General features: G+C 66.4%; 16 protein-coding genes. 1 reads left to right on the forward strand and 15 read right to left on the reverse strand.

The window, feature by feature from the left end; all coding sequences use genetic code 11:
- Nucleotides 1-61: 61 nt before the first annotated feature.
- The gene (locus CP958_RS04020; protein ID WP_096700711.1) at nucleotides 62-295 is read left to right on the forward strand and encodes a hypothetical protein; all 234 of its coding nucleotides are present in this window, start codon (nucleotides 62-64) and stop codon (nucleotides 293-295) included.
- On the opposite strand, the gene CP958_RS04025 is transcribed toward CP958_RS04020, so the two are convergent.
- The 15 genes from CP958_RS04025 to hybA form a co-directional block, all read right to left on the reverse strand.
- Nucleotides 292-1,932 (reverse strand): hydrogenase maturation protein, encoded by a 1,641-nt coding sequence (locus CP958_RS04025; protein WP_096700712.1) that lies wholly within the window; start codon nucleotides 1,930-1,932, stop codon nucleotides 292-294. The genes CP958_RS04020 and CP958_RS04025 overlap by 4 nt on opposite strands.
- Before the next feature lie 100 nt (nucleotides 1,933-2,032).
- On the reverse strand, nucleotides 2,033-3,097 hold the full coding sequence (gene hypE, locus CP958_RS04030; protein WP_096700713.1) for a hydrogenase expression/formation protein HypE: 1,065 nt from the start codon (nucleotides 3,095-3,097) through the stop codon (nucleotides 2,033-2,035).
- Entirely contained in the window at nucleotides 3,098-3,361 is a 264-nt protein-coding gene (locus CP958_RS04035) for a DUF2442 domain-containing protein (protein ID WP_096700714.1), read from the reverse strand.
- Nucleotides 3,362-3,364: 3 nt separating this feature from the next.
- Complete coding sequence (locus CP958_RS04040) at nucleotides 3,365-3,625, reverse strand: DUF4160 domain-containing protein (protein ID WP_096700715.1); 261 nt, start codon at nucleotides 3,623-3,625, stop codon at nucleotides 3,365-3,367.
- On the reverse strand, nucleotides 3,618-4,757 hold the full coding sequence (hypD, locus tag CP958_RS04045; protein ID WP_096700716.1) for a hydrogenase formation protein HypD: 1,140 nt from the start codon (nucleotides 4,755-4,757) through the stop codon (nucleotides 3,618-3,620). The genes CP958_RS04040 and hypD overlap by 8 nt, the downstream gene beginning before the upstream one ends.
- Complete coding sequence (locus CP958_RS04050; protein WP_096700717.1) at nucleotides 4,754-4,990, reverse strand: HypC/HybG/HupF family hydrogenase formation chaperone; 237 nt, start codon at nucleotides 4,988-4,990, stop codon at nucleotides 4,754-4,756. The genes hypD and CP958_RS04050 overlap by 4 nt, the downstream gene beginning before the upstream one ends.
- Before the next feature lie 16 nt (nucleotides 4,991-5,006).
- The gene (locus CP958_RS04055; protein ID WP_096700718.1) at nucleotides 5,007-6,080 is read right to left on the reverse strand and encodes a hydrogenase maturation protein HypF; all 1,074 of its coding nucleotides are present in this window, start codon (nucleotides 6,078-6,080) and stop codon (nucleotides 5,007-5,009) included.
- 123 nt (nucleotides 6,081-6,203) lie between these two features.
- Nucleotides 6,204-7,145, reverse strand: a complete 942-nt coding sequence (gene hypB, locus CP958_RS04060) for a hydrogenase nickel incorporation protein HypB (RefSeq protein WP_096700719.1) — start codon at nucleotides 7,143-7,145, stop codon at nucleotides 6,204-6,206.
- On the reverse strand, nucleotides 7,145-7,489 hold the full coding sequence (hypA, locus tag CP958_RS04065) for a hydrogenase maturation nickel metallochaperone HypA (RefSeq protein ID WP_096700720.1): 345 nt from the start codon (nucleotides 7,487-7,489) through the stop codon (nucleotides 7,145-7,147). Before hypA ends, hypB begins: the two co-directional genes overlap by 1 nt.
- Entirely contained in the window at nucleotides 7,482-8,585 is a 1,104-nt protein-coding gene (locus CP958_RS27295; protein WP_096700721.1) for a nickel-dependent hydrogenase large subunit, read from the reverse strand. The genes hypA and CP958_RS27295 overlap by 8 nt, the downstream gene beginning before the upstream one ends.
- A complete protein-coding gene (locus tag CP958_RS04075) occupies nucleotides 8,585-8,818 on the reverse strand; it encodes a HypC/HybG/HupF family hydrogenase formation chaperone (RefSeq protein ID WP_096700722.1) in 234 nt (77 codons plus the stop codon). Before CP958_RS04075 ends, CP958_RS27295 begins: the two co-directional genes overlap by 1 nt.
- Before the next feature lie 3 nt (nucleotides 8,819-8,821).
- Entirely contained in the window at nucleotides 8,822-9,304 is a 483-nt protein-coding gene (locus CP958_RS04080) for a HyaD/HybD family hydrogenase maturation endopeptidase (RefSeq protein WP_096700762.1), read from the reverse strand.
- A 155-nt stretch (nucleotides 9,305-9,459) separates the two neighbouring features.
- Nucleotides 9,460-11,163 carry a nickel-dependent hydrogenase large subunit gene (locus CP958_RS04085; protein WP_096700723.1) on the reverse strand — a complete coding sequence of 568 codons (1,704 nt, stop codon included), beginning with the start codon at nucleotides 11,161-11,163 and terminating at the stop codon, nucleotides 9,460-9,462.
- Nucleotides 11,164-11,176: 13 nt separating this feature from the next.
- Nucleotides 11,177-12,382, reverse strand: coding sequence for a Ni/Fe-hydrogenase cytochrome b subunit (gene hybB, locus CP958_RS04090; RefSeq protein ID WP_096700724.1), 1,206 nt, complete (start codon nucleotides 12,380-12,382; stop codon nucleotides 11,177-11,179).
- The gene (gene hybA, locus CP958_RS04095) at nucleotides 12,382-13,401 is read right to left on the reverse strand and encodes a hydrogenase 2 operon protein HybA (RefSeq protein WP_096700725.1); all 1,020 of its coding nucleotides are present in this window, start codon (nucleotides 13,399-13,401) and stop codon (nucleotides 12,382-12,384) included. Before hybA ends, hybB begins: the two co-directional genes overlap by 1 nt.
- Between the last annotated feature and the right edge of the window lie 2 nt (nucleotides 13,402-13,403).

Here is a 13,403-nt window from a genome sequence, read left to right on the forward strand (position 1 = left end):
CGGCCATGGTGGTGTCCTGTCCCGCTCAGGAACCGAGGGTCCGAAGGAAAGACGGCAAACGATGATTGCGAAACAGGCTCCCAAATGGCTGGCTCCCGACGGCTCGCCGGTGGCGTGCGTCGAGAAGCTCAAGGTGCTGGAAGAGAATCTGGCCGAGTTCCGCACCCTGGCCCTGGAATTGCTGGAAGACGCCGTCCTGATGGGCTGCGATCCCGAACTGGTGCGCGACGTGCTCAAGGCCGAGGTGGAGGGCGTGGACACCCATTTCAAGCCGGCGCAGGCCCGGAAGGGCTAACCCTTCCGCCGATGCCGCGCCAGATAGAGCGGGGTTCGCGACTTCGGCACCTTGTGGATGAAGTTGTAGCGGGCCACGTGGTAGCTGGGATCGAAGCCGTAGAAGTTCAGCTTCATGTGCTCCAGTTCCTCGGCGCGGTACTGGTCCAGCGGCTTTTCCGCCTCGTCGGCGGCGCGCGACAGGCGCTTGGCGACCAGACGCTCCTCCAGGGCCGGGTCGGCGGCCAAGGCTTCGGCCATTTCCTCCACCAGCCGGCGGAACTCGGGCACACCGCGCCCGAAGCGGCAATCGACCAGCCCCAGGCGCTCCGCCTCGCTGGTGCCCATGGGCAGGCGGGCCTCGACCACTTGGCGCGCGCGCTCGGCGCCGCAGCGCCGGGGCAGCAGGTAGGTCCAGTATTCCGAGCCGTAGAGGTTGCCCATGCCTTTGTAATGGGGATTGAGCACCACGGCGTCCCGCGCCGCCACCAGATCGGCGGCCAGCGCCATGAACACGCCGCCCGCCCCGGCATTGCCCTGCATGGCGGCGATGGTGAAGTGGCTGCCGCAGGTGATGATCTCGCGGCACAGATCGTTCATGGCGTTGATGTTGGCCCAGGATTCTTCGGCCGGGCTCTGGGCGCTTTCGATGGTGCACAGATGGATGCCGTTGGACCAGAAATCCGGACCGCCCATCAGCACGATCACCTTGGTGGGCCGGCTTGCCGCCTTGGCGAAGGCATCCTTCAGCCGCCGGCACTGGTCGGTGCTCATGGCGCCGTTGACGAAGGGGAAGTGCAGGTATCCCACCCCGTGGCGCTCGTCGTACCAGATGTCGTGATAGCCGGGGAGGTCCGGCAGGTGATCCTGGGACCCCAGAACGTCCAGCGCCGGCAGCTTCAGCGCGTGGGGTTCCTTGGCCCGCAGATGGCCGATCCATACCGCGCCGTCCGTGGTGGCGCGCGCCACCGCATGGCCCGAGCGGGCGATCAGCTCGCCCGGCTTGCCCGAAAGCCCCGCCGCCGCATGGGCGTCATAAAGATAGACCGACCGGTCGAGCATGCTGTCCAGCAGGCCCGGCGTACCGTCGGCCGAGCGGATTTTGCGCAGCACGGTGGCCGTGTCGTCCCTGGCCCAGTCGATGGCCCGTTCCGCCTGTTTCACCGCCGGCTTGAAGGGCGCCAAAGTGGGGCGACCGACCGGTCCGTCGGAGAGGCGGGCGAGGGCGTCGAGCACCGCGTCGACCGCCCCGTCGGCCACTTCGTTGCGGTAGAGGCTGGACTTGGTGGCGTGGCGCAGGGCAAAGGTGCGGCTGGCCCACACCGGGCCTTCGTCCATGCCGGATTCGGCCTGCAGCACGGTGACGCCCCATTCCGCGTGGCCTTCCAGGATGGCCCAGTCGAGCGCCGCCGGTCCCCGGTCGCCGGGCGGGCCGGGATGGACTACCAGACACAGGTGGTTCCTCCACACCGCGTCGGGGATGGCGCGCTTCAGGAAGGGGGCGACGATCACGTCGGGCCGCGCCATCTCCACCGCCTGGATGGTGACGGCGTCGTTGACGTCGAATTCGCAGGTGACCTCGTGGCCCAGTTCGCCCAGTTCCACCCACAGGCGCTGGGTCAGGGAGTTGAAGGAATGGGCAAGGAGGAGGATTTTCATTTTGTCAGTCCCTCAAGCGCCGGGCGCCCACCTCCGTGGGCTTGGCTCCCGCGCCATAAGGCGCGCCGGCCCTTGGCCGCAAGGCGATGGCACGCCATCGCTAGCAAATCCTCGGCAATTGCTCGCCGGCCAGCCAGTCCACCACCCGGTTGCCGCCCATGCGGGTCTTCATCTGGACGAAGTGGTGGGAATCCTCGCGACATGCCCCGATGCGCGCCGCGTCACGGCCCAGCGGATGGGCGCGCATGATCGCCAGCAGGCGGGGCGCGTCGGCTTCGGCGCAGATGCAGATCAGCTTGCCCTCGTTGGCGACATAAAGGGGGTCGAGGCCCAGCAGTTCGCAGGCGCCCAGCACCTGCGGCTTGACCGGGACCAGGGCTTCCTCCATCAGCATGCCGACGCCCGATTGGCTGGCGATCTCGTTCAAGGTGGCGGCGAGGCCGCCCCGTGTCGGGTCGCGCAGCACGCGGATGCCGGGCACCGCCGACACCATCTCTGCGACCATTGTATGCAATGCCGCCGAATCCGACAGGATCTCGGTCTCGAAGCCTAAGGATTCCCGCTGGCTCATCACCGCCACGCCGTGGTCGCCCATGGTGCCCGATACCAGGATGGCGTCACCGGGCCGCGCCTTGTCGCCGGAAATCTCCACACCGGCCGGCACCATGCCGATGCCCGCCGTGGTGATGAAGATGCCGTCGCCCTTGCCCTTTTCCACCACCTTGGTATCGCCGGTCACCACCGGCACGCCGGCATCCTTGCTGGCTTTCGCCATGGAGAGAACGATGCGCTTCAGATCGGAAAGGGGAAAGCCCTCCTCGATGATGAAGCCCGCCGACAGGGACAGGGGCCTGGCCCCGGCCATGGCCACGTCGTTGACGGTGCCGTGGACGGACAGCGAGCCGATATCGCCGCCGGGAAAGAACAGTGGGCTGATGACATAGCCGTCGGTGGTCATCACCATGCGGCCGCCCCCAAGCAGTTCATGGGGGACGTCGAAAGCGGCCTGATCATTGCGCTGGTTCAGCGCCTCGTTGTCGAAGGCGGCGACGAACAGTTCCTCGACCAGCTGCGCCATGGCGCGGCCGCCGCCGCCATGGGTGAGGTCGACGCGGCCGTTCTGGATGTCCAGCGGGCGGGGATGGGCACGGCGGGGCAGGGTCATTCAATGCTGTCCGGGAAGGGGGGCGCCCGTGGCGCGGGAATAGAGGACGTCGGGACAAATGTCGGCCCCGTTGGGCCAGCAGATGGTCCCTAATTCGGGATTGACCCGCACCCTGGCGAATTCTGCGGGGTCCTTCAGGGGGGCGAAAATGCCTTTGAAGGAGAGCAGGGTGGAGCAGTCCACCTCGCCTTCGGTGCCATCCTCGAAACGCAGACGGAGTTTGAAGCCGTCCACCGTGGTGACTTGGACAACATCCCTGTGCATGACCTACTCCAGAGGTGCGATCTTGTTGAGCGGCAGATCCTGGCGGGCCAAGGCCCAATCCTTCTCCAACTCGTCCTTGTGAGCCGCGGCCCATTCTATCACGAGGCCCATGGCTTTGGGCGGCAGGTTGCCTTGAATACAGGCCAGATCATTGATGCGGATCACCGCCTCGCGGTCGCCGTAGCGGACGTGAAAGTGGGGCGGGGCGTGGTCGTCGTAATACATGGCGATGATCATGCCCAGGAACCGGCTGATTTCAGGCATCGGTTCTCTCCAAATCCCGGAACCTTCCATAGGTCCAATGGGCGGCGCAGGCGCCCTCGGCCGAGACCATGCACGAGCCCATGGGGTTCTCCGGCGTGCATACGGTGCCGAACAGCTTGCAGTCGGTGGGCTTTTTCACCCCCCGCAGGATGGCGCCGCATTCGCACGCCTTGTTGTCGGGCGGGCTGTCCTGGGGCACGTCCCAGCGGCGTTCGGCGTCCCAGGCGGCATAGGGTTCCTTGAGGCGGAGCGCCGAATAGGGCACCAAGCCCAGGCCCCGCCATTCGAAGACGCGGCGCAGCTCGAACATATCGGCCACCAGGGCCTTGGCCTTCTCGTTGCCGTCGCGCGTCACGGCGCGGGCGAATTCGTTCTCCACCTCGAAGCGGCCGTCGTTGATCTGGCGCACCAGCATGCGCACCGCCTGCATGACATCCAGCGGCTCGAACCCGGCGATGACCACCGGGCGCTGGTATTCCTCGGCGAAATACTCGTAGGGGCGCGAGCCGATGATGGTCGACACGTGGGCCGGACCGATGAAGGCGTCAAGCCTCACCGTGCCCAGCTCGCGCACTTCCGGGCTGTCGAGAATCTGGGTGATGGCCGATGGTGTCAGCACGTGGTTGCAGAACACGCTGAAGTTCTTGAGGTCCAGGGCCTGGGCCTGCTTGATGGCCACGGCGGTGGGCGGCGTGGTGGTCTCGAAGCCGATGGCGAAGAACACCACCTGACGGTCCGGGTTGGCGCTTGCCAGCTTGATGGCGTCCAGGGTGGAGTAGACCATGCGCACGTCGGCACCCTCGGCCTTGGCCTTCAAGAGCGACAGGCGCTTCGAGCCCGGCACGCGCAGCATGTCGCCATAGGTGACGAGGGTGACGCCCGGCTGCTTGGCCAGCCAGATGGCGGCGTCGATGCGCCCGACCGGAAGGACGCAGACCGGGCAGCCCGGCCCGTGGATCATCCGCACGTTGGCGGGCAGCAGGTCTTCCAGCCCATAACGCGAGATGGCATGGGTGTGGCCGCCGCAGAACTCCATGATGTGGTAGGTGGAACCGGGATCGGCCTCGGCCCTGATGGCGCTCGCGATGCTTTGGGCCACCTCGCCGTCGCGGAACTCGTCGATGTACTTCAAGCGAGCGCCTCCGGGGCCAGCTCACCCATCTCGCGGAACAGCTCCAGGGTGCGCGCCGCCTCCTCCGGGTCGATCACCGACAGGGCGTAGCCCACATGGACGATGACGTAGTCGCCGGGCTTCACGTCGCTGACCAGGGCCAGCGATACCGTCTTGGCGACGCCGCCCAGTTCCACCCGCGCATTGTCGTCGGGCAGCAGTTCGGTAACCAGGGCGGGCAGGGCAAGGCACATGATTACAGCTTCCTTTTTAACTCAGCGCGGCGATCCAGGCCTGTCCCAGGGACAGGCCGGCATCGCTGGGCGAGACCTTGGACGCGGTCAGCGGCTTAAGACCGGCCGCACTCAGCCTTTCCACCATCCCGGCGGTCAGCACCTTGTTGAGGAAGCAGCCGCCTCCCAGGGTGACGTAGGGCGTGCCGGCGGTCTCGGCCACCTCGGTGATCCACTGGATCATGGCCTCGATCAGGGTGCCGTGGAAGAGGTTGGCGCCGCGTACCGGATCGGTGCAATGGGCAAGGCAGGCCAGCAGCGGCAGCAGGTCCAGCACTCCGTCCTGAACGATCCAGCCGGTGGGCAGGACCTCCGGCCGGGTGACCAGGGCTTCCAGCGCCATGGGGGCCTGGCCCTCGAATTCGGCGATGGGATGGACGCCCAGCAGGCCGCAGGCGGCGTCGAACAGCCGCCCGGCCGACGAGGTTTCGGGGCTGTTCAGCCGCCGGTCCAGCATCTGGCCCAGCATGGCACTGGCGGGGATGTCCCTGAAGCGCTCGGCGATTTCGGCCCCGCGCCCCAGGCGATGCAGGGCGGCTGCGGCCATGCGCCAGGGCTCGCGCGCCGCCCGGTCGCCGCCCGGCTGGGCCAATTGCGCCAGATGGCCGAGGCGGCGGTAATGGGCGCCATCGGCCAGCAGCAATTCGCCGCCCCACGACTGGTTGCCGGGGCCGAGGCCGAAGCCGTCGAACGACACGCCGATCACCGGGCCTTCGACGCCGTGCTCGGCGGCTATGGCCGCGGCGTGGGCATGGTGGTGCTGTACCCCGACCTGGGGCAGGTCGAGGGACTGGGCATAGCGGGTACAGTGGAAATCGGGATGCAGGTCGTGGGCGACGCGCACCGGCGCGACCCCGGCCTCGGCCACCAGCGCCTCGACAGATTCCTCGAAGGCGGCGATGGCCTCCGGCGTGCCGAGATCGCCGTGGACGGACGAAATCAGCGCCTCGGCCCCGCGCGTCACGCAAATGGCGTTCTTGAGAAACGCCCCCACGGCCAGCACCGGCGGCACGGCACGCGGCAGGGGGATGATATGGGCGATGGCACTCATCGGAAGGTTGCCAATAGTGAGTTCACCACGAAGGCGCGAAGGCGCGAAGGATCACGAAGAAGAATGGAAATCCTTCCCTTTCCCTTCCTGTCCTTCGTGCCTTCGTGGTGAAAATCCATGGCTTCAGCCTTGCTCGATGCTGGAGCGTGCTGCCGCCAGCTTTTTTTCCAGCAGCGCGACCTTATGGGCCAATGCGCGCTTCCGGCCTTCGTTGATCCAGGCCAGCCATTCATCGAAGCCCTCGCCGGTGCGGGCCGAGAGTTGCAGCACCACGATGTCGGGATTGACGCGGCGGGCAAAGCCGATGCAGCGCTCCACGTCGAAATCGGTATGAGGCAGCAGGTCGGTCTTGTTGAGGATCATCATGGAGGCGGCGTGGAACATATCGGGATATTTCAGGGGCTTGTCCTCGCCCTCCGTCACCGACAGGATCGCCACCTTGTAGGCCTCGCCCAGGTCGAAGGCGGCGGGGCAGACCAGATTGCCCACATTCTCGATGAACAGCACCGAATCGTCGGCCACGGCCAGCTTGGCGATGGCGCTTTCCACCATGTGGGCGTCCAGGTGGCAGCCCTTGCCGGTATTGACCTGGATGGCGGGAATGCCGGTGGCGCGGATGCGGTCGGCGTCGAAGCTGGTCTGCTGGTCGCCTTCGATCACCGCCATGGCGTAGCGGGACTTGAGCGCCTCGGCGGTGCGGCACAGCAGCGTGGTCTTGCCCGAGCCGGGGCTGGACACCAGATTGAGCGCGAAGACACCATGCTCGGCCAGCCACGCGCGGTTGCGGCCGGCGAAATCGTCGTTGTGGGACAGGATGTCCTTTTCGATCTGGACGATGCGCTTCTGGCTCATGCCCGGCACATGGACGCCGGCGATGCCGCGGCCGTAATGGATGTCCTTGTCGGAATCGTGATCGTGGTGGTGATGGGTGTGGCCGTGGGGATGGTCATGGCTGTGATCGTGACTGTGGCCGTGATGGTGGTCATGGTCTTCGTCATGCCCGTGGTCATGGGAATGGGCGTGGCCGTCCACCTTGGCGTCTCCGCAGCCGCAAACCGTGCACATCACTCCACCTCCATTTCCTTGATCCGCATCTCCTCGCCCGAGGTGACGGTCAGCTTGGCGCCGCCGCAATCGGGGCAGAGGTCCACCCGCGAGGTGACGTGGACCGGCTTCGAGCAATCCATGCACCAGGCGGCGCCGGGAACGCGGATGATCTCCAGTTTGGCCTCGGCGGTCAGCGGATTGCCGCGCACCACCGCGTCGAAGCAGAATTCCATGCTTTCCGGCACCACGGTGGACAGTTCGCCGATCTCCAGCCACACCGTCTTGACCCGGGTGAAACCGTGCTCCGCCGCCTGATCCTCCAGGATGCGCACCACGCCCTCGGTCAGGCTCATCTCATGCATGGCCGCAGACCTCGACACGATAGGGAACGCAAGGGTCCAGGCTGGCGGCCAGCAAGGCGGCCCGCCATTCGAGATCGGGGCCGGAGGCTCCCATCAATCCGTGGGCCAGGGGGCCTTGGGGGTGGAAGTTCCATTCGGTGGGAGCCAGAATCCGGTACTCGCGCAACACTCCCTCCCGCAATTCCACCCGGTGAACCAGCAGGCCGCGCGCCGCGTCCACCAGTCCCAGCCCGGCGCCGTCGGTCCGCTCCATGGGCAGGCCGCCGGAATCGTCGCACAAATCCTGCGCCAAATCTTCCACTTCCCGCAATGCCGCCGCCATCTCCATCATCCGGGCCGCGAAGCGGGGCATCAAGCCGTTGCCGTATTGGCCCATCAGGGCCGCCAGCAAGGGGCGGCGGGACTGGCGGGCCAGCGGCCCGGTCTCGAACACGGCGCCAGCGCAGTCGGGACGGGCGCGATAGGAGCCATCATGGTCGCCGGCCAGCCGTTCGTTCAGGTCGGCCGGTCCGGTTTCGGGCATCAAACTGGGGGAAACGGCGCCGAATCCTTCCAGATCCTCGTTCTCGATGCGGGCCAGCAGGCGGTCCGCCACCAAATCGGCCCGGTTTCCGGCCTCGCCCAGGCGATGGACGATATCCGCCAGGGTCGGCCGGTCGGGGGCCAGCCCTCCGCCCCCCGGCATGGCCCAGTCGCCGGCGGGGTAGAGCGCCTTGCGCGCCGTCATGATCAGCGGACGTAGCGGCTTCAGCGCCGCCAGGTCGGGGGCCTCGCCCAGCAGGGACGGCCAGTCGCGCAGGATGGCGGCGGCGTGTTCGGCGGCCATTTCCACCAGACAGAGGACGCGGCGGGCCATATGCTGGGCCGGGGAAGCCTTGATGCCGGCGGCATTCTCCACCGCCTCCAGCCCGGCCAGCCCTTGCGCGGTGCCGCACAGGGAATAGAGGGTGGGCAGCAGGGCCAGGACCTGGGCCGGCTTGCGGCCGTTCAGCATGTCCGAGGCCAGGACGGGACGGTTGGAGCCGATCTCCACCCGCCCGACGCGGCCCTCGTCCAGATGAAGGGCGATGGCGATGCTGGAGTCCAGCGGAAGCATCACGCCTGCCCGGTTGCCAGAACCTCGGTGAGATAGGCCAGCGCCTCGGCGGCCATCTCGGGATCAATCTTCTCGGCGGCGAAGGTGCCGCCGGGGCCGAGGATGACGTAATCGCCCACCGCCACCTCATCGGCCAGCATCATCAGGCTGGTGGTGCGCAGCGTCCCGAATGCCTCGACCGTGGCGACACCGTTATCGATGGCGGTAATGCGCGACGGCACGGCCATGCACATGCTCTAGGCCGCCTTCTTGCGGAGCGCGATGCCGATCTCGGCCAGTTCGCCGGCCAGCAGTTCCACCAGTTCGGCCAAGCGGGCGCCCACCGTGGGGGTGGGCTCCATGGACAGGTCGAAGGACAGGGGCTCGACGCCGAACAGCACGATGTTCTTGGGCATCAAGCCGTGGAAATTGAGGGCTCCCAGCATGTCGGACAGGCCGACCTGATGGGGCGAGATACGGGTCTTGAAGAAGGCGGGAATCTGGTCGCCGGTCAGCCGGGTGATGGTGCCCGGTTCCTTCTTCGAACGCATGCAGTCGGCGATGACCAGATGGTCGGCCTCGGACACCTGATCCAGGCAATCCATGCCCGAGGTGCCGCCGTCGATGACCTCCACCTCCTCGGGGAGATCATAAAGCTCCACCAATCGGTTGACGGCGTGGACGCCGATTCCTTCATCGGAGAGCAAGATGTTGCCGACGCCGAGAACAACGATGCGCATGGCTTGGGAATCCATCAAAATGAAAGGCCTCCTCATCCCGTCATGCCCGGACTTGATCCGGGCATCCATGCCGTGCCGCAGGTCCGGCGCTTTCCGGGGCGGCACCGCGTGGATGGCCGGGACGAGCCCGGCCATGACGCGACAGGGAAAGCGTACTAGAGCGCCTTGACCTGTACCACTTCCTTGTTGTCCTCGACCACGTGCACGGCGCACGCCAGGCAAGGGTCGAAGGAGTGGACGGTGCGCAGCACCTCCAGCGGCAACTCGGCGTCGGCGATGGGGTTGTCCATCAGCGAGGCCTCGTAGGGACCGATGTTGTCGCTGTCGTCGCGCGGGCCGGCGTTCCAGGTGGAAGGCACCACGCACTGGTAGTTGGCGATCTTGCCGTCCCTGATCACCGTCCAGTGGGACAGCAGTCCGCGGGGTGCCTCGTGGAAGCCGTAGCCCATGATCTCGCCCTTGGGGAAGGTGGGCTTGTTGAAGGTCTTGGTGTCGCCCTTGCCGATATTGTCGAGCAGGGCCTGCCAGTTCTGCTGCAGCACGTCCTGCATCACGCCGGCCCGCACCGCGCGGGCGGCGTGACGGCCGATGGTGGAGTGCAGCGCCGCCAGCGGGATCTTGGAACCCAGCAGCGACGAGGCGGTGTCCAGCACCTTGGTGGCGTATCCGATGGTCGGCTGGTGGCCGGCGGCGACGCCCGCCAGGACGCTGGCCAGCGGACCCACCTGGGCGCGCTTGCCGTAGAAGGTCGGAGCCTTCAGCCAGGAATACTTCCCGTCGTCCTGGAAGTCCGTGTACTTGGGCACGGTCTCGCCCTTGTAGGGGTGCAGCGGGCCGGGCTTGGAATACTCGTACCAGGCATGCTTGACCCCTTCCTCGACGCCGTCCCGCAGGTAGGCGTCGCCGAAGGCGGTGATGGGCTTGTACTTGGTCAGGTCGGCGTCGGGGATGTAGCCGCCGGGGACCAGGAACTGGGTGCCCTTGCTGTCCATGGGGAAATCGGGGCACGACAGGTAGTTGGTGACGCCAGCGCCGTACTTGGTCCAGTCGGCGTAGAAGGCGCCGATGGCCGCGATGTCCACCAGGTAGACCTTGCGGATGAAATCGCCCAGAGCGTCCATGTGCTCCTTGAGCTTCAACAGGCGCTCGACGGTCAGCACCGACTGGCTGTCGGTGGCGATGGGGTTGGACACGCCACCCACCGCCACGTTCTGGATGTGCGGGCTCTTGGACCCCAGCAGGGTGACGATCTTGTTGGCGTGACGTTGGGCGTCGAGCGCCTGCAGGTAGTGGGCCACCGCCATGAGGTTGACCTCGGGCGACAGCTTCATGGCCGGATGGCCCCAATAGCCGTTGGTGAACGGCCCCAACTGGCCGCTGCCGACGAAGGTCTTCAGCTTCTCCAGGGTCTGGGTCATGACGTGGCGGTTGTTCAGCGGCCAGTCGGACAGGCTTTCGGCCAACTGGGCGGCCTTGATCGGATCGGCCTTCAGCGCCGAGACCACGTCCACCCAGTCCAGCGCCGACAGGTGGTAGAAGTGCACGATGTGATCATGGATGGCATGGGCCGAGATGATCATGTTGCGGATGAACTGGGCGTTCACCGGCACTTCCAGGTTGAGGGCGTTCTCGACCGTGCGGACCGAGGTGATGGCGTGCACGGTGGTGCATACGCCGCAGATGCGCTGGGTGATGGCCCAGGCGTCGCGCGGGTCGCGGCCCAGCAGGATCAGCTCGACGCCGCGCCACATCTGGCCCGACGACCATGCCTTGGTGACCTTGCCGCCGTCGACCTCGACGTCGATGCGCAGATGGCCTTCAATCCGGGTGATGGGATCGATGGTGATTCTCTTGGACACTGCTCAGGTCTCCTTACTCGGCGGCCGCGGGGGTCGAGTGGCCGGGAAGAATGGGGAATTTCCGGACGAAAATGATGTAGGCGAGCACTTCGATGGCGATCACGCCGATGGTGACCATCATCTCGGGCACGCTGGGGAAGTAGTGCCAGCCGGGGCCGGTATCGTAGGCCACCAGGAAGGCGTCGATACGGTACAGCACCGCACCGGTCAGCATGCTCATGGCCGCCGCCAGCAGCTTGGACAGCCGGCGGCGGTTGGCCGGGCTGGACAGCACCGCGATCGGATAGGCGAAGGCCGCCATCTCGATCAGGAACATCACGCTTTTGATGCCCGAGGTGAACACCTTGAAGATGGCGCCGCGCACCATCAGGTCGCCCAGGCGGATGATCAGATAGGCCACCAGGATGCCCATGATGATCTTGCCCAGCTTGGACAGCATGGGCAGTTCGTCATGGATGTCGCGCTTGAAGCCCACCGAGGCCCAGGTCGCCTCGACGATGACGATGGCGAAGCCCATGCACACGGCGGTCAGCAGGAACAGCAGGGGCAGCAGCGGCGTCTGCCACAGCGGATGGATCTGGTAGCCGAACACCACCAGCAGCGATCCCAGCGAGGATTGGTGCATGGTGGGCAGCAGCACGCCCAGGCCGATGAACACGAACATGACCTTGTTCAGCTTGGCCTTGAGGTTCTTGAGGCCGAAATGCTCGAGGAAGGCCGGCGAGAACTCGATCCACAGCACCAGGATGTAACAGCTGATGCAGGCGGCCACTTCGAACATCACCGAGCCGGGCTGGGCATAGCCGGGCCACAGGATGTGCCAGAAGTTCCAGTAGCGGCCGAGATCGATCAGCACCGAGGCGCCGCCCAGCGAGTAGCCGAACAGCGAGGCGGTGAGCGCCGGGCGGACCAGATGATGGTACTCGCCCCGGTTCATGATGTAGCACACCAGGGCCATGGCGTAGCCGCCGCAGGCGAAGCCGGTGGCGATGACGACGTCCCACACCACCCAGATACCCCAGGGGTAGCCGTTGTTGATGTTGGTGACGGCGCCCAGGCCGTAGATGAAGCGCTGGGCCATGAAGAACAGGCCGATGCCGATCAGCACCGCGAGCACGATGGTGAAGGGGGTGACCAGCGAGCCGCCGATGGCGGTGGGGCCGGCCTTGCCCTTGCGCAGGCGGCTGATCACCTGGCTGGGGATGGGGTGATTGACCATTACTTGTGCCCCCCTTCGGGATGATCGAACATGTCGAAATCATCATCGTCGTGGTGGTTCTTCGAGCCCTTCCAGGCCGCGGTGACCAGACCGGCCAGCGCCACCACCGGCAGGATCATTCCGCCATAAAGGGTGTGCTGCAGGGTCTCGGAATCGGCGGCATAGGCCCGTTCCGGCAGGCCCATGGGCAGGGCCAGCTTGTCGAAGGCAACCCCCGACAGGTAGCGGACCTGGGTGCCGCCGGCATCCTTCTGGCCGTAGACGTAATCCACGTATTCCGGCGCGGCCTTCTCGTGCGTGTCGCCCGAATCGGGGGTGCGGCGGGGGAACAGGTTGGGCTCGCCCGGCTTCATGGCCCGGCGGCGGTCAATCTCGGCCGAAAGGGCCGCGTAGGAGCCGAAGATGGTGGCGCCGGTCGGGCAGCTTTCGGCACAGGCCGCGAACTTGCCCTCGGCCATGCGGTGCCGGCAGAGCTGGCACTTGGCGATTTCCGGCTTGGGCGTGTCGTACTGGAACTGCGGCACGCCGAACGGGCAGGCGGCGACGCAGTAGCGGCAGCCGATGCAGGCGTCCTTGTCGTAGCCGACGATGCCGGTGTTCGGGTCCTTGGTCATGGCCGAGACCGGGCAGGCCGACACGCAGGAGGGATCGGCGCAGTGCAGGCACGAACGCTTGATATGGGCAAAGCCGTTTTCGGCCTTGTCCTTATTCTCCATGGTGCCCGACTGGTAGATCTTGATGACGTTGTAGGTCTTGCCCGACAGTTCGAGGGGCGAATCCCACATCCCGCCGCCGATATTGTCCTCGAGCGGCAGGTTGTTGGCCTCCTTGCACGCCGACATGCAGGCCTTGCAGCCGATGCACAGCGTCGCGTCGTAGAGCAGGCCGACGGCGTTCTCGGGAACCTTATGGCTCTCGCGCGCCTCGGCGCCGGCAGGGGCGAGGGTGGCACAGGCGGCGACCGCCGCCGTTCCACCCGCCGCCGCCCGGCGCAAGAAATTGCGTCTGGTGATGGTCATGG

The organism is Magnetospirillum sp. 15-1, from assembly GCF_900184795.1.
In the GTDB taxonomy this organism is placed as follows: Bacteria; Pseudomonadota; Alphaproteobacteria; order Rhodospirillales; family Magnetospirillaceae; genus Phaeospirillum.